The 26,857-nt window shown below is 69.3% G+C and carries 20 protein-coding genes; 3 read left to right on the top strand and 17 right to left on the bottom strand.

Annotation, left to right across the window (positions count from 1 at the left end):
* From ABZ027_RS28465 to ABZ027_RS28425, 9 genes are all read right to left on the bottom strand, one after another.
* A partial coding sequence (locus tag ABZ027_RS28465) for a beta-ketoacyl synthase N-terminal-like domain-containing protein (RefSeq protein WP_356773274.1) occupies nucleotides 1-80 on the bottom strand: 80 nt, incomplete at its 3' end.
* Between the two features lie 50 nt (nucleotides 81-130).
* A complete protein-coding gene (locus tag ABZ027_RS28460; RefSeq protein ID WP_356773260.1) occupies nucleotides 131-997 on the bottom strand; it encodes a serine protease in 867 nt (288 codons plus the stop codon).
* Nucleotides 998-1,143: 146 nt separating this feature from the next.
* Nucleotides 1,144-2,682, bottom strand: a complete 1,539-nt coding sequence (locus ABZ027_RS28455; RefSeq protein ID WP_356773258.1) for an RNA polymerase sigma factor — start codon at nucleotides 2,680-2,682, stop codon at nucleotides 1,144-1,146.
* 426 nt (nucleotides 2,683-3,108) lie between these two features.
* Nucleotides 3,109-3,996 (bottom strand): FCD domain-containing protein, encoded by an 888-nt coding sequence (locus tag ABZ027_RS28450; protein ID WP_356773256.1) that lies wholly within the window; start codon nucleotides 3,994-3,996, stop codon nucleotides 3,109-3,111.
* Nucleotides 3,997-4,157: 161 nt separating this feature from the next.
* A complete protein-coding gene (locus ABZ027_RS28445; RefSeq protein WP_356773254.1) occupies nucleotides 4,158-6,044 on the bottom strand; it encodes an ABC transporter ATP-binding protein in 1,887 nt (628 codons plus the stop codon).
* A gap of 159 nt (nucleotides 6,045-6,203) precedes the next feature.
* Entirely contained in the window at nucleotides 6,204-6,962 is a 759-nt protein-coding gene (locus ABZ027_RS28440; RefSeq protein ID WP_356773252.1) for an NUDIX hydrolase, read from the bottom strand.
* A gap of 130 nt (nucleotides 6,963-7,092) precedes the next feature.
* Nucleotides 7,093-9,009: a glycogen debranching N-terminal domain-containing protein gene (locus tag ABZ027_RS28435; RefSeq protein WP_356773272.1), complete on the bottom strand. Its 1,917-nt coding sequence runs from the start codon at nucleotides 9,007-9,009 to the stop codon at nucleotides 7,093-7,095.
* Nucleotides 9,010-9,755: 746 nt separating this feature from the next.
* Nucleotides 9,756-11,438 carry a DUF4192 domain-containing protein gene (locus ABZ027_RS28430; protein ID WP_356773250.1) on the bottom strand — a complete coding sequence of 561 codons (1,683 nt, stop codon included), beginning with the start codon at nucleotides 11,436-11,438 and terminating at the stop codon, nucleotides 9,756-9,758.
* 397 nt (nucleotides 11,439-11,835) lie between these two features.
* Nucleotides 11,836-13,995, bottom strand: a complete 2,160-nt coding sequence (locus tag ABZ027_RS28425) for a RecQ family ATP-dependent DNA helicase (protein WP_356773270.1) — start codon at nucleotides 13,993-13,995, stop codon at nucleotides 11,836-11,838.
* Between the two features lie 421 nt (nucleotides 13,996-14,416).
* Between ABZ027_RS28425 and ABZ027_RS28420 the strand changes: the two genes are divergently transcribed.
* Entirely contained in the window at nucleotides 14,417-15,052 is a 636-nt protein-coding gene (locus ABZ027_RS28420; protein ID WP_356773248.1) for a hypothetical protein, read from the top strand.
* 402 nt (nucleotides 15,053-15,454) lie between these two features.
* On the opposite strand, the gene ABZ027_RS28415 is transcribed toward ABZ027_RS28420, so the two are convergent.
* From ABZ027_RS28415 to ABZ027_RS28405, 3 genes are all read right to left on the bottom strand, one after another.
* Nucleotides 15,455-16,096, bottom strand: a complete 642-nt coding sequence (locus ABZ027_RS28415) for a hypothetical protein (protein WP_356773246.1) — start codon at nucleotides 16,094-16,096, stop codon at nucleotides 15,455-15,457.
* Nucleotides 16,097-16,164: 68 nt separating this feature from the next.
* Nucleotides 16,165-16,866, bottom strand: coding sequence for a ribonuclease HII (locus ABZ027_RS28410; RefSeq protein ID WP_356773244.1), 702 nt, complete (start codon nucleotides 16,864-16,866; stop codon nucleotides 16,165-16,167).
* An 83-nt stretch (nucleotides 16,867-16,949) separates the two neighbouring features.
* The gene (locus ABZ027_RS28405) at nucleotides 16,950-17,570 is read right to left on the bottom strand and encodes a TetR/AcrR family transcriptional regulator (RefSeq protein WP_356773268.1); all 621 of its coding nucleotides are present in this window, start codon (nucleotides 17,568-17,570) and stop codon (nucleotides 16,950-16,952) included.
* A gap of 184 nt (nucleotides 17,571-17,754) precedes the next feature.
* Here ABZ027_RS28405 and ABZ027_RS28400 point away from each other — a divergent pair, with 184 nt between their 5' ends.
* Nucleotides 17,755-19,302, top strand: a complete 1,548-nt coding sequence (locus ABZ027_RS28400; protein WP_356773242.1) for an MFS transporter — start codon at nucleotides 17,755-17,757, stop codon at nucleotides 19,300-19,302.
* Between the two features lie 372 nt (nucleotides 19,303-19,674).
* Here ABZ027_RS28400 and ABZ027_RS28395 read toward each other — a convergent pair whose 3' ends face one another.
* The 3 genes from ABZ027_RS28395 to ABZ027_RS28385 all read right to left on the bottom strand — a co-directional run bounded on the left by ABZ027_RS28395 (nucleotide 19,675) and on the right by ABZ027_RS28385 (nucleotide 21,972).
* The gene (locus ABZ027_RS28395) at nucleotides 19,675-20,580 is read right to left on the bottom strand and encodes an ADP-ribosylglycohydrolase family protein (RefSeq protein WP_356773240.1); all 906 of its coding nucleotides are present in this window, start codon (nucleotides 20,578-20,580) and stop codon (nucleotides 19,675-19,677) included.
* 10 nt (nucleotides 20,581-20,590) lie between these two features.
* Nucleotides 20,591-21,250 carry a histidine phosphatase family protein gene (locus ABZ027_RS28390; protein WP_356773238.1) on the bottom strand — a complete coding sequence of 220 codons (660 nt, stop codon included), beginning with the start codon at nucleotides 21,248-21,250 and terminating at the stop codon, nucleotides 20,591-20,593.
* Nucleotides 21,251-21,366: 116 nt separating this feature from the next.
* Nucleotides 21,367-21,972: a YdbC family protein gene (locus ABZ027_RS28385; RefSeq protein ID WP_356773236.1), complete on the bottom strand. Its 606-nt coding sequence runs from the start codon at nucleotides 21,970-21,972 to the stop codon at nucleotides 21,367-21,369.
* Between the two features lie 149 nt (nucleotides 21,973-22,121).
* On the opposite strand from ABZ027_RS28385, the gene ABZ027_RS28380 reads away from it, so the two are divergent.
* Nucleotides 22,122-22,655: a TerD family protein gene (locus ABZ027_RS28380; protein ID WP_356773234.1), complete on the top strand. Its 534-nt coding sequence runs from the start codon at nucleotides 22,122-22,124 to the stop codon at nucleotides 22,653-22,655.
* A 153-nt stretch (nucleotides 22,656-22,808) separates the two neighbouring features.
* On the opposite strand, the gene ABZ027_RS28375 is transcribed toward ABZ027_RS28380, so the two are convergent.
* Nucleotides 22,809-25,709, bottom strand: coding sequence for a vitamin B12-dependent ribonucleotide reductase (locus tag ABZ027_RS28375; protein ID WP_356773232.1), 2,901 nt, complete (start codon nucleotides 25,707-25,709; stop codon nucleotides 22,809-22,811).
* Nucleotides 25,710-25,874: 165 nt separating this feature from the next.
* A complete protein-coding gene (gene nrdR / locus ABZ027_RS28370) occupies nucleotides 25,875-26,447 on the bottom strand; it encodes a transcriptional regulator NrdR (RefSeq protein ID WP_356773230.1) in 573 nt (190 codons plus the stop codon).
* Nucleotides 26,448-26,857 lie beyond the last annotated feature (410 nt).

Genomic DNA, 26,857 nt, shown 5'->3' with positions numbered 1-26,857 from the left:
CGGCCCTCCGACACCAGCCGCCACAGGTCCTCGGGGGAGTCGACATCGCCGGGACAGCGACAGCCCATCGCGACGATCACCACCGGATCGTCCGCCCGTGCTCATACCCGCACAGTCCGCACGGTGGCCGTCAGGTCCCGCCAGACGCCGCCACAGGACCTCCCACCCGGGCCGCCCAGTCGGGTGTCCGCAAGACCTCGGAGACCCTCGTGTAGACGCCGGGACTGCCCGCGCGGCCACAGCCGCTACCCCAGGACACCAGCCCTACGAGCTTCCCCTGGGCGACGAGCGGTCCACCGCTGTCTCCCTGACAGGCATCGCGACCGCCTTCCTCCTGCCCGGCGCACAGCATCGTGTCCGCGACGTAGGTCCCGTCGGCATTGCCGGGATACGCCCGCTGGCACTGCGCGTCGGGCAGCACACGCACGCGCGCGGCCCGCAGAGTGTGCGCATAGTCACCGCCACCCGTGATGTCTCCCCAGCCGTACACCGCGGCCTCTGTTCCCGGCGCGTACGCCGGGTCCCCGGCCGGCGCCATGGCGATCACCGAGGCCTGCGGCAACGGCTCGGCGAGGGTGAGCACAGCGAAGTCCCCCGAGTTGGTCGTACCGTCGTGGTCCGGGTTCACCCAGGTGCCGCGTACGGGAATTTCCTGGCCCTGGTCGGAGAGGAGATCTGTACGCCCCGCGATGACCTTGAGGTCACGCACCCTGTCCGGTGGGCCACCCAGGACGTCCTCTCCGAGACAGTGAGCCGCGGTGAGCACCGTGGCAGGGCCGACGGCCACCCCGCCGCAGAACTGACCCGCGCGGGTACCCCCGAACCGGTCACGGCTGGACAGTGCCACCGTCCACGGGCTCTCGGACACGTCGACCGGGAAACCCCCGACGACGATGCTGTCGGCAGCCACAGGGGCGGCGGACATCAGCGGTATGGCAGCTGCGACGGCCGCCAGAGTCAGCGGTCGGGCCAGCGCCCGGGCAATGCGAGATCGCATGCACGCTCCTCACTCCGGGTTGATGGTCGGACACCCAGCGTCATGCAGAGCGCTGCCGGTCGCAGCACGAGAGCCCGTCGCCGGGGGCAGCACGAAGGCCCGGCACCACTTCGGAGACCGGGCCTTCGACGTCGTACGACCGCAACCTAGTCGAGGTAGTCGCGCAACACCTGCGAACGCGACGGGTGGCGCAGCTTCGACATGGTCTTCGATTCGATCTGGCGGATGCGCTCGCGCGTGACGCCGTACACCTTGCCGATCTCGTCAAGGGTCTTGGGCTGACCGTCGGTGAGACCGAAGCGCATGGAGACGACGCCCGCCTCACGCTCGGACAGGGTGTCCAGGACCGAGTGCAGCTGCTCCTGGAGCAGCGTGAAGCTGACCGCGTCGGCCGGGACGACCGCCTCGGAGTCCTCGATGAGGTCACCGAACTCGCTGTCGCCGTCCTCGCCCAGGGGCGTGTGCAGCGAGATCGGCTCGCGGCCGTACTTCTGGACCTCGATGACCTTCTCGGGGGTCATGTCGAGTTCCTTGGCCAACTCCTCCGGGGTGGGCTCGCGGCCCAGGTCCTGGAGCATCTGCCGCTGCACGCGCGCGAGCTTGTTGATGACCTCGACCATGTGTACCGGGATACGGATGGTGCGGGCCTGGTCGGCCATCGCGCGGGTGATCGCCTGGCGGATCCACCAGGTGGCGTAGGTGGAGAACTTGTAGCCCTTGGTGTAGTCGAACTTCTCGACCGCGCGAATCAGACCGAGGTTGCCCTCCTGGATGAGGTCCAGGAAGAGCATGCCGCGACCGGTGTAGCGCTTGGCCAGGGAGACCACCAGACGGAGGTTGGCCTCCAGGAGGTGGTTCTTGGCGCGGCGGCCGTCCTCGGCGATGATCTCCAGCTCACGCTTGAGCTTCGGCGCCAGCTTGTCGGCGTTGGCCAGCTTGTCCTCGGCGAACAGACCGGCCTCGATGCGCTTGGCGAGCTCCACCTCCTGCTCGGCGTTGAGCAGCGGGACCTTGCCGATCTGCTTGAGGTAGTCCTTGACGGGGTCGGCGGTGGCACCGGCCACGGCGACCTGCTGCGCGGGCGCGTCGTCCTCGTCGTCGTCGGAGAGGACGAAGCCCTTGTTCTCGCCCCCCTCCTCTTCCTCTTCGCCGGGCTTGACGTCCTCGAGAACCTCATCCTCGACGACCTCGGCGTCGTCCTTGCCGGCGGTCGCCTTCTTGGCCGCCGTCGCCTTCTTGGCGACGGTCTTCTTCGCGGCCGCCTTCTTGGCGGTCGGCGCCTTCTTCGCTACTGCCTTCTTGGCGGGCGCGTCGTCCTCGACGGAGGCCTCGACGGCGGGTGCCGCCGGCGTGGCGGTGGCGGTGGCCTTCTTGGTGGTCACCGTCTTCGCTGCGACCGTCTTGGTGGCGGTGCGCTTGGCCGGGCTCTTCGCTGCGACGCTCTTTCGGGTGCGCTTGGGCTCCGCGGCACTGACCATCAGCGTCACACCCTCTTCCTCGAGGATCTGGTTGAGGCTGCGCAGTACGTTCTTCCACTGAGTGGCCGGAATCTGGTCAGCTTCGAAGGCCCGACGCACGTCATCGCCGGCGATCTGCCCCTCAGCCTTTCCCCGCTCAATGAGCGCCATGACAGAGACGGACTCGGCGATCTCCGGCGGGAGCGTACGGGATGTGCTGGCCGACACGAACAACCTCTCGGAACGTTGGAAAACGGCTTCCGGCCCCGTCCATGATGGACAGGAGCCGACCACCGGCCTGGGGATGGGCCGACGGCGCGGGCGGGGGCCGGGAAGATGCACAGCGCCTTGAACGGCGTCCGTATTCCCTCCGCGGCAGTCACCTCTTAGGTCATCGCGCTCCTCCCAGGAGCGTTACGCCCATTCCGCGTGGCCCGAGTCACACCCCGTAAACACTCAAAAGTTGCCATACGCGGACATAGATGGTTAGTAGTGGCCTGGAAGTGGTCGCTTTGGCGCGCCATACCTCGTCGCACCGTCGGACCCCGCGGAATCGCTGGGGATTCCGCGGGGTCCGAGGGGAGGCGGCATATGGGCCGCGGCACACCACCGGAGGGTGGAGGCAGTCCCGCCCCTGTCGCCGGGGGTGCGTGTTCAGTGCTCGCGCGGCGCGGGCACCACCCGCTCCACCTCGGGGTGGACGGTGAGCAGTTGCCGCATGGCCGCTTCGGCCGCCGCTCCGTCACCGGCGGCCAGCGCGTCGACGATCCGGCCGTGGTGCGCCAGAGAGGCCTCGTTCGGCCGGTCACAACCCGTGACGGGACTGCCGGAGACCTGAAGGGCGGCCGACACGATCCCTGAGAGGTGCTCCAGCATGCGATTGCCGGCGATCTGGATGAGCAGGGAGTGGAACTCCGCGTCCGCACGGGAGAACGTGAGCGCGTCGCCCTGCGCCATGGCGTGGCCCATGATCTCGATCATGTCGGTGAGCCGTTGCTGGACGTCCTCCCGCCCATGCCCCGCGGCCAGCCGGGCGGCGAGCGGTTCGATCGTCCAACGCAGTTCACTCAGCTCACGGCGCTGGTCGTCGCGCTGCGGCCCGAAGGCCCGCCATTCGATGATGTCCGGATCGAGGAGGTTCCAGTCGCTGACGGGGCGCACGCGCGTGCCGACGTTCGGACGCGCACTGACCAGGCCCTTGGCCTCCAGGACGCGGAGCGATTCACGGACGACGGTGCGGGACACCTCGAAACGCTGACCGATCTCCTCGGGCACGAGCGGACGGTCGGCGCCCAGATCGCCGGAGACGATCATCTGGCCGAGCTGCTGAACAAGTTGGCCGTGCAGTCCGCGTCCGCGGCTGCCGGCGGCACGTCGGCCCACCCGGCCCAGCTCCGGGTCCGCGCTGTCCCACGAGGGGATTCCGACGCGGCCGGCGGTGGCGGCCTCCGCGTAGGGATAGCGGTCGAGTTCGCCCGGGCCGGCGAGGCCGGAGTCTGCGGAGCGGGCGGCGGTCATCATGGTGTGCGCAAGGGTACTCACGGATCCTTTGTCGGCGCCGCTTCCAACTCCCTTGAGGTCTTTGGTGAAAAGCACACGAAAGGGTGATCGCTCACCCCGTCGCAATTGACGCCTTATCGGAAAGAAACGGGCCTTCCCGGGAAGTTGTGCGCAGGGCCGAACCGCAAAGGCACGGACGGTCGTCAGCGAACCCTCCCGCGCAGGGTCGTGAGCAGATACGCGCAGAGCAGGGCGGTGAGTGACAACGTCAGTGCGCTGCCGACGGGTTGGACGATCACGCGCGCGGCGACCTCCAGGTAGCGCTCTCCGCCGAAGGGCCACTGCATCAGGAACACTTGGCGCAGCCGGACGGGAAACCCGGCCGCGGCACGCACGGATGGCCCCCCCAAGGCCTTTTGTACGAGCGGCACGACGACGACTGGTACGGCCACCAGGGCGGCGAGTCCGGCCGTGGTGGAGCGGAAAATCCCCGCGGCCAGTACGCCCGCCCAGCCGCAGCCGATCACGAGCCCGATCCAACTGACGCTCAGGGCGGGCCAGTCGGCGGGAACCTCTGCCAGTTCCGGTCCGTAGACGAGATAGAGCACTTCGGCGTCGCAGCCCACTGTGAGGAAGGCCAGCACAAGCGCGGTGGCCGCGGTGACGACGAGTTTGGCGGCCAGCAGTCCGAGTCGGCGGGGCACGGTGCCACGATCCGCCGCCAGGGCAGGGTGGCGGAACTCATCACCGAAGGCGAGCGATCCGAGCAGGCCCGCGCCGAGGGCCGCGGGCGGCAGGGGGAGTTCCCGGGGCCACGCGGCCAGCAGGCGTGGCTGAGGGGTGTGTCCGACACGGGCGAGGAAGACAGCGATGAGGGCGGAGGTGACGAGGACGGCGGCCGCGGTGAGGAACCCGGTGCTCACTCCGGCGGCGCGTCGCAGCTCGTAGCGCAGCGGACGGAGGGGACTGCGCGCGGAGCGGACCGAGATGGGGGGTGGTGGCGGAGACACAGGATCGGTGGACCGGAGCGCTTTGACGGGGGGTGCGCTCTCCCGAACTCGCCGTTCTTTCTCGATGGAGCCGACGGGCGGCTCGACGTCGTGGGGATCGTCAGTTTCGGCGGTTTCCGTCACCGGGGAAGGTGGCTGCGTCTGCGCGGTGGCGGCAACACCAGCAGCCCCCTGTTCGGTCTCCGGGGGGCGCCGCGCTGACCCTGGCCCCATGTCGCCGACCTCGTCGGCAAGTTGGTGGACGAGAACACCGTGCCGGAACGCGGTCTCGCCGACGTCGGCGCAGGTACTGCCGTACACGTAGAGGCGATTGCCTTCCTCCTGAACGACCTCGACGGAGCGCTGTTCGGTGCGGGCCTCCTTGGCGATCAGTGCCGCGAGACGGGCGGCGTGCGGGGTGCGGACGGCGACGCGGGGGCGTAGTCGCGTGCGGGCGAAGTCAGTCACGTCCTGGTCGGCGGCGAGCCTGCCGCTGTCCAGGGTGACCACGCGGTCGGCGGCGCGCGCGGCTTCCTTGGGGTCGGCCGTGGTGAGCAGGACCGTGCCGCCGTTGACCGCGTGGGCCCGCAGCATGCCGTGGAGCCATTGACACTCGCGGGGGGAGAGCCCGTGGGCAGGCTCGTCGAGCAGGAGCGTGTGCGGTTCTGGCAGCAGCGCGCAGGCCAGTCCGAGACGGCGGTCCATGCCGCGCGACAGGGTGCTCAGGCGTTCGTCGCGCAGACTGACGAGGCCCACTGCTTCGAGGACTTCGTCAGCGCGCCGCACCGGTACGCCCGCCGCGGCGCACAGCATGCGCAGATGTCCGCGTACGGTACGGGCGGGGTGACCCGGCACATCGCCCAGCAACACACCCACCTCCCGCGACGGGTGGGCGATGCGGTGCAGAGGGCGGCCCTTGAAGTAGGTGATGCCACGGCCCTGTTGTAGTTCGAGCATCAGCCTGAGCGCGGTCGTCTTGCCCGCGCCCGGAGCTCCGAGGAGTGCGGTGACACAGCCTGCGCGCGCCTCGAAGGAGACGTCGTCGAGAGCGGGCGGAAGGCCCCTGCGGGTGTTGCTGGTCAGTCCGAAGGCCTGGATCACCCGAATCAAGATAGCGCGCTATGTCCGTTTTACCGGGTACCGCAGGGCCCACTCGGCAGCGAGAACAGCGGCGTCGGCTCCCTGTACGCCGTTCGTCACGGAGGGCGTGTCAGCGTTCGGGAGGGAACCAGTAGGCCACACCTCCCGCACGCGCCGGAGTCACACCTCGGGGCGCAGCATCGGAGGGTTGAGCAGGGTGGCTCCGCCGGCGCGGAAGAGTTGGGCGGGGCGTCCGCCCTGACGGGTGGTGGTGCCCCCGGTGGGCACGAGGAAGCCGGGTGTGCCGGTCACCTTGCGGTGGAAGTTGCGCGGGTCGAGCGCCACTCCCCACACCGCCTCGTAGACGCGACGCAGTTCCCCGACCGTGAACTCGGGTGTACAGAATGCGGTGGCCAGCGACGAGTATTCGATCTTTGAACGGGCCCGTTCCACCCCATCGGCCAGGATCTGGGCGTGGTCGAACGCGAGGGGGGCGATCGGTTCGCCGTCGCGGCCGTAACCGCCTTTCTGCAACAGCTCCTCGACGGGTGCCCAGCGTGCGTTGCTGGCGTCGCCGCCCGCCCGAGGAGCGGGCAGGTCGGGAGCGAGGGCGAGGTGGGCGACACTGACCACGCGCATCCGGGGGTCGCGCTCGGGGTCGCCGTAGGTCGCGAGTTGTTCCAGATGGGCGCCGTTGTCCTGAACGGGGACGGACGGGTCGTGGGCGTGCAGTCCGGTCTCCTCTGCCAGCTCGCGTGCCGCTGCCTGTGCCAGGTCCTCGTCGGCCCGTACGAAACCGCCGGGGAGGGCCCAACGCCCCTGAAACGGCGGCTCGCCCCTCCGCACCGCCAGCGCGCACAGAGCGTGACGGCGCACGGTCAGCACGACCAGGTCCACGGTGACGGCGAAGGGCGGGAAGGCTGACGGGTCGTAGGGCATGCCGCGATCATAGTCGTCTGCTTGACGATAAACACTCCCTTCGTGAGTCGTATCGAGGGCTGATCCACTTCGGTCCGTAAAGGCTCGCAGTTCCCTCCCTCGCCGTCACCCGACGGTGTGTCGCCCCAGGTCACACGCCCAGTTGTAATCCCTCGGCCGCCTCCTCGACCATGGCGAGCCCGAGCCTGCTGACACGTACCGAGAACGGGGCGCCCGCGACCCTCAGTCCGGTCAGTCCGATCTCGCCGAGTGGCGCGCTGGGCACCGGACGCAGCGTGACCGTGCCGGCCGGGGTGTCCGGTCGGATGCCCGCGAGGGTCGTCAGCAGCAGAACTCCAGCGGCCGCGGCCGTGGCCGAGGGACGGCAGGCCGCGGGATGGGGAAGCGGGGTGCTGCCGTCGGTGCGCTGCTCCCCGGCGTACATCTCGGGCAGCCGGTGACCGAAGGTCTCGGCGGCCGCCAGGACCCCCCTCAGCAGCGACGTGGTCTCCTTCTCGTAGCCCGCTGCGGCCAAGCCCGCCACGGCGATCGCTGTCTCCTGAACCCGAACGGCACCGGCACGATGCCCGAACGGGTTGTAATCCCGCTCCTTCACGCCAAGTCCGCGCAGTCCCCAGCCGGAGTCGAGCGGTGGGCTTCCCAGCAGCCGGGCGAGTTGTTCGGTCTGCGCCCGGTCGAGCAACCCCGGCGCATAACGGCCTCCCCCCAGCAGTCCGGTGTCGAGGAGGTGAGCCGCCACGGCACCGAACTGCGTCACCAAACGCCCGTCCGGAGCACGGGCTGCCGCAGGTCGGCCGCCGCCGCGGTCCTCGACCCAGAAGTCCTCGCGGAAGGCCGCCCGCAGCCGCTCAGCCCACTGACGCAGCCCGTCGCCGCCAGGGTGGTCGTACGCGTCGAGCAGGTCGGCGCCCAGGAGTGCCGCACGGTGGGCGTGGGCCTGTGTCTCGCAGCGGACGTGGCCTGAGTGGTGCGGATCGCTCAGATACGTTCCGTCGCCCACGCTGGTGCGCAGCCAGGCAAGACAGCGCTCCGCGGCCGGCAGCAGTTCCGCGGTCGCCCGCTGCGAAAGACCCCAGCGGCGGGCTTCCGCGAGCAGCACCGGGAAGAGCAGGGTCGCCTCCGTGCCCGTACAGCTCGGCGGCAGCAGGGGCCCCGCATCCCGACGGGGGCCGGGGATCATGCCCGCCCCTGGCCCGGGGGCCAGAAGTTGCGTTCGCGCGAGAGCACGCAGCGTGCCCACCGCGAGTCCGGTACCCAACGGCAGCGTCATCCGGGCGGCGGCGAGCGCGTCAGCCGGGGCCATGCCGCAGCGCCAGGGCACTCCGGCCGCCAGGTAGGTGTCGGACGGGTTTGCCAGGTCACGCAACAACAGGGCCTGGAGGTCCTCGATGCTCGTGTGCAGCAGCGCCTGGACGCCGGGGTGGTCGCCGGTCGCCCGTGCTGGTGCCAGGGGACTCGTCGCCGCGCGTCCCACCGCCCGAACGGGGCCTGCGCCCTCCAGCTGTACGCGCAGTTCCACGGTCACGGTGCTGCCCGGCGGTACGTCGAACTCCCAGCGCAGCAGCCCTGCGGAGGCCAGGGCGTCGGCGGGCGGCGGATCGGCCGTGACCGTGGCGCTGGCCCCGTTGGCGGACCAGCGCAGGCCCGAGTCATGGACACTGGCCGGCAGTTCGGGCCCCGCGCGGCCGGAGGCGATGGTTCCCAGGTCCGCCAGGTCCGTGCCCAGGGCGACCTCCAGTGGCAGTCGCAGCTGGCGCGTGGCCGCGCTGTGCAGGGTGATGCGTTCCTTGCCGTCCGCATGGCGGATGCGTTCGACCACGACGTCCGGGTCCGGGCCGGCACCGGGCGTTGCGCGCAGGGCTCCCACGAATCGTGCACGATCCGCTGCGACGGTGCGGCCCTGGACCGCGATCGGTTCGCGTCCGGCGACGAGGATCTGGCAGCGCGAGAGCACGCGTCGGCCCGCGCGGTAGAACCCCTCCAGCCCTTGACCGGTCAGCTGCCCTCGTTCTGTGGAGATGGCGAGGCCGGGTAGCGCGACGCAGATGACCGCGGTGTGGGCGGGGGGCAGGTCGTGCGAGCGGCTGGGAACCGGGATCGGTGTCGATCCCGGGTGGCCTGGTGAGGACGACGGGGGCGGGCGGCGGCCCGTGGTGACGGAGGGAGCCCGGCCCGGAGCCGCCGACGACCGGCCCAGGGACACCGGCGGCGTGGGACGGAGGGGCTGATTCGAGCCCGGGAGCTGCTCCTGTCCCGCGGATGCGGGCCTGCGCCGTCCAGAGCGATCCCAGGGGGCGGGGTGCTGGTCCCGCGCCGACGGGGCGCCCTCGTGCTCCGCGCGCTGTTCGGCCTGATCGGCCCGCGATCGCTTCATCTGAGAGGTCGCGCAGGAGAGCTCGTCCGATGGCGGGATGATGTCTCCTTTCCCTGTCGGTGTGGGCGCACCGAGGGACGGGCGGTCGTCGTCGGTGGCGGAGGGCGGAGTCGGCTGATGCAAGGGTGGCTTCCTCTGCACTCTGTGTGCCGGTGGCGTTGTCGGCGCCGGTTGCGGGGCTCCTGAGGGACAAGGACGGTAAGGCGGTGCCACCGGGCCAGGCGTACCGCCACTCAGGTGAACGGGACGAGCGTCTTCGGAGTCACGCCCGCGGTCGCGGAAGCCGACCGAACGGCGGCGGGGCGGGCAGCTGCGGGAGAGCGTCCCGCAACTGCCCGAGGTCCGCCGGAGTGTGTCCGCCGTCCGCCGCAGTCGGTCGCGCAACCTTGGGAAGAGGCCCCTCCTGGGCCGACGGTGCCTCATGGTGTCCCCTCGGGGGCGTCACCTCCCGGCCGCACGCCTTCGGAGCGGGCCTCGTGTCCCCGCACGTTCTCCCTCCCCGCATGGCGTGGCTGCGGGCCGGCCTTCCGCGCGGGTCGAGGGCGCACCCCTCCCTTTCGTGACGCGCCGGGTCGCGTACCGGCGGCGGGCCGGGTGCGTTCGCGGGAGTCGTCCGTTCCCATGGGCCGTCCTCCCGCTTCCGAGGGACAAGGGTGGCTGTCAAGACGGGCTCCGGCACGTGTCCGTCGTCGGCGTCGGGGAGACGCGTCGGGTGAGGGGAGCTCGTCGGGTGTGGGGAGCTCGTCGGGCGACGGGGAAGAGGGATCCGCGCCGAGGTCGCCGTTTTCGTGATGAGTCGGCACGTCGGTACATGACTGTGCTCCGGCTCCTGGCGGCGCACTCACGCTGCGCGTCTCGCGTTCCGCACGGAGGCAACGCCGGATGGACTCCGGGTCCAGGCCCTCGTTGCAGGCCTGGTGCAGCAGCCGGGCGAAGAGGTAATCAGGGTCGGCACCCAGCGCCATGGCCAAGGCTTCCCTGGCCTCGATCTCGTCACCGGTCGACCACGCGACCCAGCCGACGAGGGTGAGTGGCGCCGCAGCGTGTTCTCCGTACGGTCCGACGCAGCGGCGGGCCAGGGCGCGCCAAAGGCGTAGCGCCGGCCCGGCCTCGTCGCCCTCCATCCACTCGGCGACGCGATCACGGGTCGCACGGTCCTGGAGGCCGAGGATCAGCGTGGCCGCCTCCTCATGTCCGAGCAGGGCGTCGTCGCGCAGATCCGCGTCGAGAGTGCCGGAGACGCGTGGCGCCTCGGTGAACCGGGTCATGATCCGCTCGGCGAGCTCCACCGTCTCCTCGGCCACGGCCACACGGCCGGCTTCGTCGAACATCCTGGGGACCTGCGCCATGCTGGTGGTGTCCAGGGAGACCTCCTGTTCCAAGGCCGCTGAGGTCTCCCACGGCAACAGCCTGCCCCGCAGCTCCCGCAGCGTCCCGCGCACCTGCAGCCCGGCGTAGGTCGCCGCGGCCGCAAGCACCGATGTGCCGGGCAGTCCCATCGGCAGTCCCTCGACCGGACAGCATCCTTCGCTCGGACAGCAGTACGACCAGAAGCGCCCGTCGGAGATGCACAGCGCCTCGATCACGGGGACGTCGAGTCGGCCGCACTCCGTGCGCAGCAGCCCGGCGAGTCGGGCCAGTCGCTGCATCACCCGCTGCCCTGACTCACCCTTGGCCGGTTCCTGACAGAGGTAGGCGACCATCTGCTCCGGCTTGGCACCCCGCCTCTCGCTTCCCGTGATCAAGCCATGGGCCAACTGTCGGGCCGCGGAGTCCCAGTCGTCCTCGTTCGTGGGAATGCCGAGCCGGGCCCGACCTCCGAACCGGCCGCGTCCCCCGCGGTCGTGCAGGGCGACCAGGACGATGCTGTCCTCGGGGCGGTATCCGAGGAGATAGGGCAGGGCGTCGGCGAGCTCGCCCGGTGTACGCAGGGTGACCTGGTGATCGCTCTCGTGGGCGTCATACGTGACGCACTCGACGTGCGGCTCGCCGCCTCCGCTCGCCTCGCTGCCCGCTCCTCGCCCTCCGTGCGCCTTGTATCCGTCTCGTCCGCCGATGTCGTCGTTACCGGCGGATCCAGTTGTTTCGCTGTGATTCGTCATGCGCAGACGATCTCGCGGATCACCAACTTCCGCTTGCGCCTGTGGATAAGTCCGAACAGGGACACATCAATGGACACCTACGGCCCTGGCTTTCCACATACGTCAGGCCGCCCGTCGGAACCGTCCTGTTGTATGGACGCGTGACGCACACGAGCAACGCGGAACTGCGTGCGGGCGCCGACGCGTTCCTCACCCGGCTCGTCGGGGATGCGCCCGCTCGGCCCGGCGGAGCGAGGACCAGCGGTGGGTCGTCGAGTCACCCGTCGCCGACTGACGCGGGATCTCATCACGCGGCGCATGGGCTGAGGCAAGTCCGCGCGGTGTACGTCATGGCGGCCGCCCTGCTCGCGGGCACACGCGGCAAGGGTCGGCCGCCGCTGGGAGCAGCGGGAGTCGTCTACCCGGCGAGGGCAAGGGTGAGTGGGAGTACCTGGTCGGCTCCGGTCTGGCGCAGAAGGCGGGCGCCTACGGCCAGGGTCCAGCCGGAGTCGGTGTAGTCGTCGACGAGCAGGACCGGGCCGGGGGTGGCGGCCAGGGCGGCGGCAAGGTCGTCGGGCACGGTGAACGAGGCGGCCAGCGCGTGCAGCCGCTGGGCGGAGTTGCTGCGGTGCGCGGCGTACTCGCCGGCCTGCGGCGTGTAAGCGAGGCTGCCCAGCAGCGGGAGCCGACCCACCTCGGCCAGGCGCCTGGCCAGGGATCCCACCAGTTGCGGACGGGTACGGGAGGGCATGGCGATGATCCCCACCGGCCGCGCGACCGCGTCGGGGGCTCCGCTGGCCCAGCCGCCCGGCGAGCGGGCCCAGTCGGCCACCACCCTCACGACGGCGGCCAGCACATCGTCGGGGACCGGCCCGTCCTCCGCCTGCGCGGACAGGAGCGGACGCAGGCGGTTGCCCCAGCCGATGTCCGACAATCTGCCCAAAGCTCGCCCGGTGGCCGCCTGCTGATCCACGGGGATACGGCCCTTCAGGTCCATGCCTACCGCGGCGAGACCGGTCGGCCACATCTTGCGGGGATCGACCTCGACCCCCGGCCGATCGAGCTCGCCTGTCGCCGCCGCGAGGGCTCCGGGGGAGACGGCCGGGTCAAGCCAGGGCCCGACGCAGGTGTCGCAGCGACCGCACGGGACCGCCTTTTCGTCGTCCAGCTGCCGCTGCAAGAACTCCATCCGGCACCCCGTGGTCGCCACATAGTCCCGCATGGCCTGCTGCTCAGCCTCCCGCTGCCGGGCCACCCAGGCGTAGCGCTCCGCGTCATACGCCCACGGCTGTCCGGTGGCGGTCCAGCCCCCCTTCACCCGCTTGACCGCCCCATCCACGTCCAGGACCTTCAGCATGGTCTCCAGGCGCGAGCGCCGAAGATCCACCAGCGGCTCCAACGCCGGCAGCGACAACGGACGGCCCGCCTCCTCCAGTACCGCCAGGGTGTGCCGGACCTGTTCCTCGGGCGGGAAACCCACCGACGCGAAGTACGCCCAGATCGCCTCGTCCTCCCGGCCCGGCAACAGCAGCACATCCGCATGGTCAACACCGCGCCCCGCACGCCCCACCTGCTGGTAGTAGGCGATCGGCGAGGAAGGCGACCCCAGATGCACCACGAACCCCAGATCCGGCTTGTCAAAGCCCATGCCCAGAGCCGAGGTCGCCACCAGCGCCTTCACCCGGTTCGCCAGCAGATCCTCCTCCGCCTGCAAACGATCGGCGTTCTCCGTCTTCCCTGTGTAGGAAGCCACCGGATAACCCCTCTGCCGGAGGAACGCGGCGACTTCCTCCGCCGCCGCCACCGTCAGCGTGTAGATGATCCCTGAACCCGGCAGATCCCCCAGCCGATCCCCGAGCCACGCCAGCCGATGCGCCGCATTCGGCAACTCCAGCACTCCCAAGCGCAGGCTCTCCCGGTCCAGCGGCCCCCGTAGCACCAGAGCATCCCCACCCCCCGTGCCCAATTGATCAGCCACATCCGCGGTCACCCGCGCGTTCGCGGTCGCCGTCGTGGCCAGCACCGGCACCCCCTCCGGCAACTCCGCCAGCATCGTGCGCAGCCGACGGTAGTCCGGGCGAAAGTCGTGCCCCCAGTCGGAAATGCAATGCGCCTCATCGACCACCAGCAGGCCGGTCGTGGCCGCGAGCTTGGGCAGCACCTGATCGCGGAAGTCCACGGAATTGAGACGTTCCGGGCTCACCAGGAGAACGTCGGTCTCGCCGCGCTCCACCTCCCCGTAGATGGTGTCCCACTCCTCCGGATTGGCCGAGTTGATCGTGCGCGCCTGGATCCCGGCCCGCGCCGCCGAATCAACCTGGTTGCGCATCAACGCCAGCAACGGCGAAATGATCACCGTTGGGCCGGAGCCCCGCCTGCGCAGCAAAGCGGTGGCCACGAAGTACACGGCCGACTTGCCCCAGCCAGTGCGCTGCACTACCAGTGCTCTCCGGCGTTCCTCCACCAGAGCCGCCACTGCCTGCCACTGGTCCTCCCGCAACCGCGCCGAGCCCTCAGAGGCACCGACGAGCTCAGCAAGGACGGCATCGGCTTCAGCACGGAGCTCCAGGTTTTCCATGTCTCCATGCAACCCGATAGCACTGACAATCAGCGAACCGGCCGGACGCAACTCCACCCGTCGGCTCCTGCGGTCCGGCGCGCAGGGCCTCTGGTCCTGGCCGTGGGGGCTCATTCCGCGTAACCGCCTCGCCGCCCCCCAGCAGACCCTTGTCCCCAGGAGCTCGTTTCGCCGCACATGCGTGCCGTGCTCGAACGTCTCAAGCGTCACCCTCCGAGGCACTGGGTAGGGATATACATCGCAAACCGCTAAATAAGGTTCGGTAGGCCCAATTGCTCGTTGCCGCAACCAAGTTCGACAGGAAGAATTGAGGTCCGCTCCCCGCACAGCTCACCCGTGGTCCGGTAGGGCTTTGCTGCGGTGCGCGCTCCCCCGAATCCGACCCCGCCCGCAGTGTGGGCGCGTAGCCGAAGGGAGGACCGTGACCTTCGGATTCGCTCCGTCCTCCGCGGCGTCGACGTCGTCATCTGCCGATCTGTCCGCCGCACCCGCCAACCCTCTGGCCCGCATGCTGGAACCCGCGGAGTGGGCCGCCGCAGGAATTCCCCTGCTGCGCAATCCTCGCGAGGTCGTCAGCGGGCTGCACACACGGCATCACCCCAAACCGGCGACCGCGATCGTGGCGGTCCTGGATCCCGACGAGCGGCTGGCCGCGAGCGCCTCGTTCACCCGCCGCTCGACGCCGGCGGACGGCTGGATGTTCCGCAACGTGCTGCTCGCCCAACTGCGCCGGGTGATCCCGCACGATCTGCGGCGGCGCACGCCCGTGCGCACCGCCGTGCTGCTCTACTGCCGTGAGGGCGACGCGCGCTGGACGGAGGAGGACGGTGCGTGGATGTGGGGGCTGCGCGACGCCTGCACCTTGCACGGACTGCGCTGCGGGGCGTACATCACGCTGACCCGGGACGGTTGGCAGGTTCTGGGCGAAGGCCGGGGCGGGCGTCGACCGAACACGAACTCCGTGCCGGAACCCTTCGGTCTGTCGGAGGCACCGCCTCCCCTACCGCGTACGGGTGGCGCCGCCTCGGAGGTACTGCGCCGCGCGGCCGCCCGCTGAGCCCGCCGCAGCGCCGGATCCCGGGCGCGTGCCCGTGTCGTGCACATGCTCCGCGACGCCGTGAGCGCGCCTGGCGACGGGTGCCCGCGAGGGCGCGGCCCGCTGGGCGGTAAGGACCGGGCGAGTGCCAGCGGTACGCAGAGGAGCTCCCGCGCGCGACGCGTGAGGTCTGGCGCACAATGCCCGCGGCGGGCCCCGACCTCACCGACAGGAACCTCGTGACTGCGCGTCCTCACGGACCCGGCCGGGGCCCGGCGGTGGGCAGCCAGAACTGCCCTCCGGTCTTCCGCGCAGGCGAGAGCGCCCAGGGGCGAGGCGCACAGAGCGAGACGCTCACCGTGCAGGTGCCGCCGTGGCGGCACCTGCGTCACCCCGACTCCCCCGGGACGTGCCGGAGTCCGGTCAGATGCTCGCAGCCAGGACCGAGTTGATCTGCTGCGGATCACCGCAGACGATCAACAGGGCACCGGCCCGGGCATGCGCCAGCGGCAGGGCATCGACCGTAGCGGTCTCAGCGCCACCATTGACGGCGACCACGACCACGGGGCGGGTGGCGGCGCGGGAGGCGACGGCGGCGTCCGTGTAGAAGACGTCGTCGCCCGCGTCGTGCTGCGCCCAGTAGGAGGCTTCGCCGAAGGACAGTTCATGGGCCGCCCACGGGTGCTGAGCGCCGGTGGTGATCACCAGCACATCACCGGGGGCGCGTCCCGACTCCAGGAGGAGGTCGACGGCTTCTTCGGCAGCATCGAGCGCACCCTCGGCGGACGCCGGGATCAGCTGGATCTGCGGGGCAGCCGCCGCGGGAGCGGCCGCGACGGCGGCGGCTGGGCCCGACGGTGCGGGCTTCGCCACGGCCACGTCACGCGGCGTGTGTTGCACCGGGGGCGCCGGCCGCAGCGGGCCGGGCCGACCGGGGCGCGGATGCGCCGCGGGGCGGGGACCAGGTACAGGACGGGGGGTCGGCACGGTACGGCCACTGGCCGGAGTCGCGCGGGGACCCTGGGCACTCTCGTGAATCTGAGGCTCCTCGGGAATGAGAGGCATGAGCTGATATTTATCAAACATTGGTGCGGCTCGCGTCGGCGGGTGGCACGTGAGTGCGAGCAGAATCGTCAGAAATCGAAGCCGAGCTGACCCTCAATCTCCGGAACGCTTCCGTCCGCCCAACTGCGGACCTTCTTGAGGTGCTGCCACTGGGGCAGCGCATCAAGATACGCCCACGACAATCGGTGGTACGGGGTGGGGCCCCGCTCCTCCAGTGCGGCCTTGTGCACCGGCGACGGATACCCGGCGTTGGCCGCAAAGTCGAAGTCTGCATGGTCGATACCCAGTTCGGCCATCATTTTGTCGCGCTGTACCTTGGCGATCACGGACGCGGCCGCGACGGCCACACACGAACGGTCACCCTTGATCACCGTACGGACGTTCCACGGTGATCCGAGGTAGTTGTGCTTGCCGTCGAGGATCACTGCGTCGGGACGGACGGGCAGGGCCTCCAGGGCGCGCACGGCCGCTATGCGCAGGGCGGCCGTCATCCCCATCTGGTCGATCTCCTCCGGAGAGGCATGCCCCAGGGCGTATGACGTCACCCATCCCCGCAACGTCTCGGCGAGAACCGTGCGTCGCTTGATGGTGAGCAGCTTGGAGTCGGTGAGGCCCTCGGGAGGTCGACGCAGACCGGTGACCGCCGCGCAGACGGTGACGGGGCCGGCCCAGGCGCCGCGTCCCACCTCGTCGACACCGGCAATGATCTTCGCTCCGGTCGTGGCGCGGAGGGAGCGCTCGACGGTGTGAGTAGGAGGTTCGTACGGCATGGCGTCCTTAGCGTACGCCGCCCGGATCGCCGCTCGACACCCCGGTTTACGGCGAACGACTTCGCCGCCGCCGCACGCCACTCTCATCCACGCGTCGGCCGCAGCAGAGGAAGCATCAACTGGTCGATCACCTCCTCGAGATCCCGATCACTCCATTCGCTGGCGCACACCTTGGAGCGATACATCATCATCGCCGGGATGGCGTCGAAAACGTAGCCGTTCGCGGCGTCGGATCGCACCTCACCCCGCTCAATTCCGCGAGTAACGACCTCTCGAAGCAGTTGGACCGTGGGCTCGACAAGCCCCTTGATGATCACAGCATGAAGACGCTCCGCTTGTACAGGATCGCATTCGTGAATCACTGCGCGAAGTGCAAGCCCGGGCCTGGAGAACATCGCGTCGCGGGTTCGCCGGCACAGCGCGAGGAGATCCGCGCGCACGTCGCCCAGATCGGGTACCTCCTCGATCCGCGGGAGTGCGGCGTGCAACGCGTCAGCGACCAGGTCCTCCTTGGACGGCCAGCGTCGATAGACGGCCGCCTTGCCCGTCTGAGCTCCCGCGGCGACGCCCTCCATCGTCAGCCCCTTCCAGCCGACCGTGCTGAGCTGCTCCAGGGCGGCATCGAGGATCGCCCGTTCAAGCACGGCGCCACGCCGGCGTAGTGAGGCCTGAGCGGGGGCGGCCGTCCAGTGCGAGGTAACCATCTGAGCGTCTCCAGCAAACGGGTAATCGGGGATTTCGAGGGCGGGGAGCACCACGCGGCAACAGAGGGGGACCTGACGCGCGGCGACAAGGAGAGTGAACGCTTGCGTTCACTAGTAGGGACTCACTACCGTTGACGCGACAGTGAACGCGACCGTTCACTAAGGCATTTGTGGGGGACCCATAGTGACAACCTCTCAGTTAGTTCAAGACCAGAAACCAGGTGCGGCCCGCCGGGAGGGGCACCCCGGTCTCGCGCTCACCGTCATCGCGGCCTGCCAACTCATGGTGGTGCTCGACGCGACGATTGTGAACATCGCCCTCCCGCACATTCAAAACGCGCTCAACTTCAGCACCACCGACCTCACTTGGGTCGTCAGTTCCTACACGCTCACCTTCGGCGGACTGCTGCTCCTGGGCGGCCGGGCCGGCGACATCCTCGGCAGGCGACGGGTCTTCATGACCGGCATCCTGCTGTTCACCTTCGCGTCGTTGCTCGGCGGACTGGCCCAGGAACCCTGGCAGTTGCTGGCGGCTCGCGTCCTGCAGGGCGTGGGTGGGGCGATCGCGTCGCCCACTTCGCTGGCCCTCATCACCACCACGTTCCCCGAAGGGCCGCAGCGGAACCGCGCCTTCGGCGTGTTCGCGGCGGTCTCCGCGGGCGGCGGTGCCATCGGGCTGCTCGCCGGAGGCATGCTCACGGAGTGGCTCGACTGGCGGTGGGTGCTCTTCGTCAACGTGCCCATCGGTGTGCTGATCGCCGTGCTCACGCCGCTGTACATCAGCGAGTCCGAGCGGCACACCGGTCGCTTCGACTTCCTGGGAGCATTCACCTCGACCGCCGGAATGGCCCTGCTCGTCTACGGGTTCATCCGAGCGGCCGACAGCGGGTGGCAGGACAGCCTGACCTTCGGTTCCTTCGGTGCCGCGGTGGTTCTGCTGCTGGCCTTCGCCTTCGTCGAATCCCGCGCCAAGGAACCGATCACGCCGCTCAGGATGTTCGCCGACCGTAACCGCTCGGGCACGTACGTGATCATGTTGAGTCTTGCCGCCGCGATGTTCGGCATGTTCTTCTACATCGTCCTCTTCGTGCAGAACGTGCTGGGGTACAGCCCGATCAAGGCCGGTCTCGCCTTCCTGCCGGTGACGGTCGTGATCGCGCTGGGCGCAGGCTTGTCTCAGCGGTTCCTGCCGGTGCTCGGCCCCAAGCCGTTCATGCTCGTGGGCTCGGCGCTCGCCGCGGTCGGTCTGGCCTGGCAGACCCTCATCAGTTCCGACAGCTCCTACGCCGGCGGGGTCCTCGGGCCGATGCTGGTGTTCGGCTTCGGTATGGGACTGAACTTCGTCACTCTGACACTCACCGCCGTCTCCGGGGTGGCCCCGCACGAGGCCGGCGCGGCATCCGGACTTCTCAACGCCATGCAGCAGGTGGGAGGTTCGCTGGGCCTGTCCATCCTGACCACGGTGTTCGGCTCGGCCAGCAAGGACGAGGCGGAAAAGCAACTGCCGCAGTTCCTCACCGACGCCACCGCGGAACAGAAGGCGGAATTCGCCAAGACGCACCAACTGCCGGCTCCCTGGGGTCATGAGGTGCTCGCCCAGGGCATTTCCACGGGCTTCATCGCTGCCGCGGCGATGGCCGTACTCGCCCTGGTGACCGCGTCGTTGGTGATCAGGGTCCGCAAGAGCGACCTCGAGGCTCTCGCCGGCACGGCCGGACCGGGCCTCGGCTGACCCGGGTCTCCCCGCGAAAAGCCACGGATGGCCGGATCGGTCCCTGAGCGCCGAAGGCGAGGGCACCCGTCCGGCCGTCCGCCCACCTGACACTCCCGTCGGCACCATCCTCACTGCCCACGCCGCCAGCACCAGCACCCCCACGGGCACCGGCACCGGCACCGGCACGACAAGCTCCAGCACGAACCGCATGATCACCCCCTCCGGGCCCCCGTGTCAGTCACCCCGCATAAGCCATGCCTCACACAGCGGTTGCCATGAGAACGCCCCGACGGTCACACAGAGTTCCCATCGCGCACGGAGAGTTTTGGCGCATCTCACCACCGCGCCGGTGGACAACCGCAGGTGAGTGCGGGACAGCCGAAGCTCACGTCAGGCTGAGGCTGGAACCCACTGAGGCACGGCTTCCGTTCGCGCCACCCAGTGGGCGGGCGGCGCCCCCGCCTCACCGGAGGCGATCACCCCACCCACGATGGCGCAGGTCGTGTCCACGTCGCCGCCGACTTGCGCGGTCGTCCAGAACCCCTGCTCGTAGTCCCCGACGGACCGTGCCGCCGACCAGAGGGCGAAGGGCACGGTGTCGTGGGCCGTGGTGCGCCGCCCGCAGCCCAGCACGGCCGCGACGGTGGCTGGGTCCGCGTAGTCGAGCATGTCCCGGGCCCGACGCAGACCCGCGCCGACGGCGCTCTTCGGCACCAGCGCGATGACGCCGTCGAGCAGCATTTCGGGGGCCGGCGGTCCGCCCGGGGCAGCGGTCAGCGCGGCGGCCGCGGCGACGGCCATGGCACCGACCACACCCTCACGGTGCTGATGCGTCGGATAGGCAGAGATCTCTGCCTGGTGGACCGCCTGCTCGGGGTCATCCGCGTACCAGGCGCCCAACGGCGCGACACGCATCGCGGCTCCGTTGCCCCATGATCCCTGTCCGTTGAAGAGGGCGGAGGCGAGTTCGCGCCAGTCACCGCCCTCTCGGACCAGCCGCAGCAAGCGGTTGACCGCGGGCCCGTATCCGCGGTCGAAGTCGTGGTGCTCGGCGAAGGAGCGGGCAAGGGCGTCCTGGTCGATGCGGTCGTGGCCGGCGAGCACGGCGACCACGGAGCACGCCATTTCCGTGTCGTCGGTCCACTGCCACCGGCCTGGCGGCAGCTCGCGGTCCTTCAGCAGCGGGTAGTTCACCGGCACGAAGAACTGCGAGCCCAGCGCGTCTCCCACGGCCAGTCCGCGCAGGCTGGCCAGAGCGCGCTGCAGGCGCCCTGCGGGAGACAAGTCAGCGATCATCGCTGTCACTCTATCCGGTGATTCCGTACGGTTCCGGGTCCCGCCAACGTTCGAAGGGCCGGTCCAGCGCGTATTTGCCGTCGTCCCCGAGAACGAGCATCCGCATCTCCGCGTTCCCCGGGTTCGCCAGCGATTCGAACTCCGCGACCGTCCAGTGGAACCAGCGCATGCAGAACAGCCGCATGGCCAGACCGTGGGTGACCAGCAGCACGTTCGACGGATGATCAGGGGCCTCGAAGCTGCGGTACAGACTCTCCAGGAAGCCGCCCACCCGGTCGTACACATCGGCGCCGGACTCGCCCTGGGCGAATCGGTAGAAGAAGTGTCCGTACGCGTCCCGGTAGGCCTTCTGGAGGCGGACGTCGTCGCGGTCCTGCCAGTTTCCCCAGTCCTGTTCACGCAGCCGGGGCTCCTCGCGCACCCGTATGACCGCCGGGTCGAGGTGGAAGGCGCGGAGCGTCTCCAGGGTGCGACGGTACGGGGAGACGTACACACTGACGCGCTCACGGCCGAAGACCTCGCGCAGCCGTTTGCCGGTCTCCTCTGCCTGCTGCCACCCCCTCTCGGTGAGGCCGAGAGCGTGGTCGGGTTCACGCTCGTAAACGGTGTCATCAACATTGCCCGTTGACTCGCCGTGCCGGACAAGGACGATGCGCCGTGGTCGTGCCATGCCAAAACCCTAGATCGGTTCAGGCACTGTCGAGCACCACTACGGCGTTCATACGGCGTAGGTCACACAGTTCCCGCCCCCGTGCCGCGTCCGGGCACACGACGACAGGTCCCGATTCAGACGATCCAGGTCGGTTCGAGCTCCACGATGTCGCCCGTCAAAGAGGCGATGTCGGCCTCCGTCTGAGCCCGCAGGGCGAGCCGCTCCACACGTTCGGTCCGGTACTTGCCGTGTTCCGCGGCCGACCGCCACATCGACAGCACCAGGAACTCATGGCCCGGCGCCTCCCCGAACAGACCGCGGATCATGCCGGGCGAACCGGCCATCGCGGGGTTCCAGACCTTCTCCTGCATCAGCGTGAAGTGCTCGGCGCGGTCCTCGTGGACGCGGCAATGGGCGACCCGTACCAGGTCCGCGTCCGTGAACCGGGGTTCGAAGCCGGTCTTCACGTCGAAGCGGTAGTCGAACAGTTTGACCTGCGCGTCCTTGAAGGTGCCCGACTGTGTCGCCGCCAGCCGATCATGGGAGCGGGCCATGAAGGAGTCGTAGAAGGCACGGCTCTCCCAGAAGGCGAACACGTGCGCCACACCCTGCCGCCCCCGGCTCCAGCCACCACCCTGCCCCCGAAACCCCGGCTCCCCCAGAAGCCCCGCCCACTTCCGCTGCCCCCGCTCGAAACCGCGGCGGTCCACCACGGTGCAGCGAATCCACTTGACCAGCACCGCGCCATGGTAAGGCCACGGAGCGTGGCGTTGGTCACTCCGGGAAGGAGAGCTGGCCCGCAGGCGCACCCGCACGCGTGGCAGGATGGACAACCTGCCTTGCCTGCCCGGCACTTCGGGTCGGCGCCACACGGGGAAGGGGAAGTCTGGTGAACGGCCTCAGCAAGGGCATCCGCAAGGTCGAGATCGCGCTGAAATGGGACCCGAGCCCGGCGGGGCAACCGCCGACCGATCTGGACCTCGTGGCCGCGACCTATCTCGCGAGTGATCCCTACGAAGATCCCGCCAACGTGGTGCACTTCGACAGCCGCTCCCCCGACGGCACCATCTACCTCAACCGGGACAGCAAGGACGGCAAGGGCTTCGGCTGGGACGAGGTCATGACGGTCGAACTCGACCGGCTCGCCGAGCGCTACGCGCGCGTGGTGGTCGGCGTCGTCATACAGCAGCGCCCGGACCGCCGCACGTTCGTCAGCGTCGTGAATCCGGCTCTCCGTATCCGCGAGGGCTACACGGTCCTGGCCGAGGACGACTTCGGCGCGGTGCTCGGGGCGACCGCGTCGACGGTCGCCGAGTTCGTACGCCAGGAATACGGATCGTGGGACTTCCACCCCGGCCTCCACGGCTTCGAGGACGACCCGGCGACCTTCAGCGCGGCCATGGGCCGGCTCCGCAATCCCTGACCGGAACCAAACCGACACCGGACGCCACAAGCCCCGCTCCACGACCCCGAGCGCAACGGCCCCTGCAACCGCGACACAGACACCGAAAGCGGTGGCACCGAGAATCGGCGCCACCGCTTGACCATCAGGTTCGCACCCTGAAGGTGCCCGGAATCAGCTGCAGCCGCTGGTGGAGCCGCAGCCCTCGCAGATGTAGCAGGAACCCGCACGCTGCATCTTCGTACCGCAGGAGAAGCACAGCGGGGCGTCCGCCTGGATACCCAGCTGCATCTCCACGAGCTCAGCGCTGGTGTGGGCCTGCTGCGGGGCGGCCTTGGCCGCTTCGGTCTCGGCCTGCGGGGTGGCGACGGCCTTCAGTTCCTGGGCGCGAGGAGCCGACTGGGCCAGGCCCTCGACGTCGACCTCGACCTCCTCGATGGACGGCTCGTACGAACCCGTCTCCAGGTGCCGCTGACGCTCCTCGGCGGAATGGATGCCGAGCGCGGAACGCGTCTCGAAGGGCAGGAAGTCCAGCGCCAGGCGGCGGAAGATGTAGTCGACGATCGACTGCGCCATCCGCACGTCCGGGTCGTCCGTCATGCCGGCCGGCTCGAAGCGCATGTTGGTGAACTTCGAGACGTACGTCTCCAGCGGCACGCCGTACTGGAGGCCGACGGAGACCGCGATGGAGAAGGCATCCATCATGCCCGCGAGGGTCGAGCCCTGCTTCGACATCTTCAGGAAGACCTCGCCGAGACCGTCGTCCGGGTAGGAGTTGGCGGTCATGTAACCCTCGGCGCCGCCGACGGTGAAGGACGTCGTGATGCCGGGACGGCCCTTGGGGAGGCGCCGGCGGACGGGACGGTACTCGACGACCTTCTCGACCGTCGCACGGATCGTCTCCTCGGCCTTCTCCGTGACCTCGGCCTTCTCCTTCTCCTTGGTCTTCGCGGAGAGCGGCTGGCCGACCTTGCAGTTGTCGCGGTAGATGGCGAGCGCCTTGACGCCCATCTTCCAGGCCTCGAAGTAGACCTCTTCGACGTCCTCGACGGTCGCCGACTCCGGCAGGTTGACCGTCTTGGAGAGGGCGCCGGAGATCCACGGCTGGATCGCGGCCATCATGCGGACGTGGCCCATCGCGGAGATGGAGCGCTCACCCATCGCGCAGTCGAACACCTCGTAGTGCTCGTGCTTGAGGCCGGGGGCGTCGATCACATTGCCGTTGTCGGCGATGTGGGCGACGATCGCCTCGATCTGCTCCTCCTGGTAACCCAGGCGGCGCAGGGCCTGCGGGACGGTGCCGTTGACGATCTGCATGGAGCCGCCGCCGACCAGCTTCTTGAACTTGACCAGCGCGAGGTCGGGCTCGAGGCCGGTGGTGTCGCAGGACATCGCGAGACCGATGGTGCCGGTCGGGGCGATGACGGACGCCTGGGAGTTACGGAAACCGTTCTTCTCACCGATGCGCAGGACGTCCTGCCAGGCCTCCGTGGCGGCGGCCCAGACCGGCGTGTCCAGGTCGTCCATGCGGACGGCCTTGGCGTTCTCGTCGGAGTGCTGCTTCATGACACGCAGGTGCGGCTGCGCGTTGCGGGCGTAACCGTCGTAAGGACCGACGACCGCGGCCAGTTCGGCGGAACGCTTGTACGACGTACCGGTCATCAAGGAGGTGATGGCTCCGGCCAGGGCGCGGCCGCCGTCGGAGTCGTACGCGTGGCCGGTCGCCATCAGCAGGGCGCCGAGGTTGGCGTAGCCGATGCCGAGCTGGCGGAACGCGCGCGTGTTCTCGCCGATCTTCTGGGTCGGGAAGTCCGCGAAGCAGATGGAGATGTCCATCGCGGTGATGACGAGCTCGACGACCTTCGCGAAGCGCTCGACCTCGAAGGACTGGTTGCCCTTGCCGTCGTCCTTCAGGAACTTCATCAGGTTCAGCGAGGCGAGGTTGCAGGACGTGTTGTCCAGGTGCATGTACTCGCTGCAGGGGTTCGACCCGTTGATGCGGCCGGACTCCGGGCAGGTGTGCCAGTGGTTGATGGTGTCGTCGTACTGGATGCCGGGGTCCGCGCAGGCCCAGGCGGCCTCGGCCATCTTGCGGAACAGGCTCTTGGCTTCGACCTCCTCGATGACCTCGCCGGTCATCCTGGACGTCAGGCCGAACTTCCCGCCCGCCTCGACGGCCTTCATGAACGTGTCGTTCACGCGGACCGAGTTGTTGGCGTTCTGGTACTGGACGGACGTGATGTCGTCGCCGCCCAGGTCCATGTCGAAGCCCGCGTCACGAAGGGCGCGGATCTTCTCCTCTTCCTTCACCTTGGTCTGGATGAAGTCCTCGATGTCGGGGTGGTCGACGTCGAGGATGACCATCTTGGCGGCGCGGCGGGTGGCGCCACCCGACTTGATGGTGCCGGCCGAGGCGTCGGCGCCGCGCATGAAGGAGACCGGACCGGAGGCGTTGCCGCCGGAGGACAGCAGTTCCTTGGAGGAACGGATACGGGAGAGGTTCAGGCCGGCACCGGAGCCGCCCTTGAAGATCATGCCCTCTTCCTTGTACCAGTCGAGGATCGACTCCATGGAGTCGTCGACGGCCAGGATGAAACAGGCGGAGACCTGCTGCGGCTGAGGAGTGCCTACGTTGAACCAGACGGGGCTGTTGAAGCTGAAGATCTGGTGCAGGAGGGCGTACGCCAGCTCGTGCTCGAAGATCTCCGCGTCGGCGGGGGAGGCGAAGTACTTGTGGTCCTCGCCCGCCTTCCGGTACGTCTTCACGATGCGGTCGATGAGCTGCTTGAGGCTCACCTCGCGCTGCGGGGTGCCGACGGCACCGCGGAAGTACTTGCTGGTGACGATGTTGACCGCGTTCACCGACCAGAAGTCGGGGAACTCGACGCCACGCTGCTCGAAGTTGACCGAGCCGTCGCGCCAGTTGGTCATGACGACGTCACGGCGCTCCCATGACACCTCGTCGTACGGGTGCACGCCGGGGGTCGTGTGGATGCGCTCGATACGCAGTCCCTTGGTCGCCTTGGTGCCCTTGGCGCGGGAACTCCGTGCCGGACCGCTCGCCGTCTCTGTCATGCCGCCTCCCTGTACGGGCTAAAACGCCCTGAAGTGCCCCGATGTTCCCGGGCACGGTGTTTCTGTCTGGTGTTGCGGGCGCCTTTCGGCACGGCCCGCAACAGGTCTTCTCCTCGCCGCCGCCAGGCCGGATCCGCAGCCCGAGGCTCGGGTCCGGTCCGCCGGTCAGTCGGCGCGCGCGGGTTCGGGGACTGGAGCAGCCCCTCCGGACCCGCGGTCGTCTTCTTGGCCCCCCATGACGGCGCCCCCGCCGCCGTCAGCGTCCACGCGGTCCTCTTCGTCCGCGGTGGGGGGCCCCGTCTGCCTGAGTTCGGTGATCGCGGCTTCGAAGTCCTCGAGCGAGTCGAACGCCCGGTAGACGGAAGCGAACCGCAGGTAGGCGACCAGGTCGAGCTCCTGCAAGGGGCCGAGTATGGCCAGTCCCACGTCGTGGGTGGTCAGTTCGGCGCTGCCGGTGGCCCGCACGGCCTCCTCGACCCGCTGGCCGAGCTGAGCGAGCGCGTCCTCGGTGACAGGCCGTCCCTGGCATGCCTTGCGCACACCGTTGATGACCTTGGTACGACTGAATGGCTCGGTGACTCCGGACCGCTTGACCACCATGAGCGAACACGTCTCCACGGTCGTGAAACGACGGGAGCAGTCCGGGCACTGGCGGCGCCTACGGATCGACGTGCCGTCGTCGGTCGTACGACTGTCGACGACGCGGCTGTCGGGATGCCTGCAGAAGGGGCAGTGCATGAACGTCCATCCCTTCTCACAGCAGACTCAATAGCCTCAGGAGGCCTCTCGGGCCCCACGAAGCAGCCCCAAGCATAGGGGATCGCCGAGGGTCCGAAGACCCGGGGGACCACAACTTCTGGGCCGCTGCTGCAATCCAACCACTAGATGTGGGGATTGGCCCATACATACACACCGTCCGCACGTGTCGCTCCGACATTGGCGCACGCCGTCGACCCCTGGACCCCGTCGACACTCGGGAGTACGCAGCGGTATCGCTTCACTCCATGCGGAGATAGCGTGAGCGCCGCACGGAGGGCGCGTGGGGTTACCGCAGAGATGAGGGTCTGTTCCAGGTTGCCCGGAGCGCGGGTGACAGACTGGGGCGACGCCCACGAGGCGCCATCCTGGCGGCGAAGAGTACAACAATG

This window comes from Streptomyces sp. NPDC006332, from assembly GCF_040612855.1.
GTDB lineage: Bacteria > Actinomycetota > Actinomycetes > Streptomycetales > Streptomycetaceae > Streptomyces.
The sequence above is the reverse complement of the archived record's forward strand: the minus strand, read 5'-3'. Positions and strand labels throughout refer to the sequence as shown.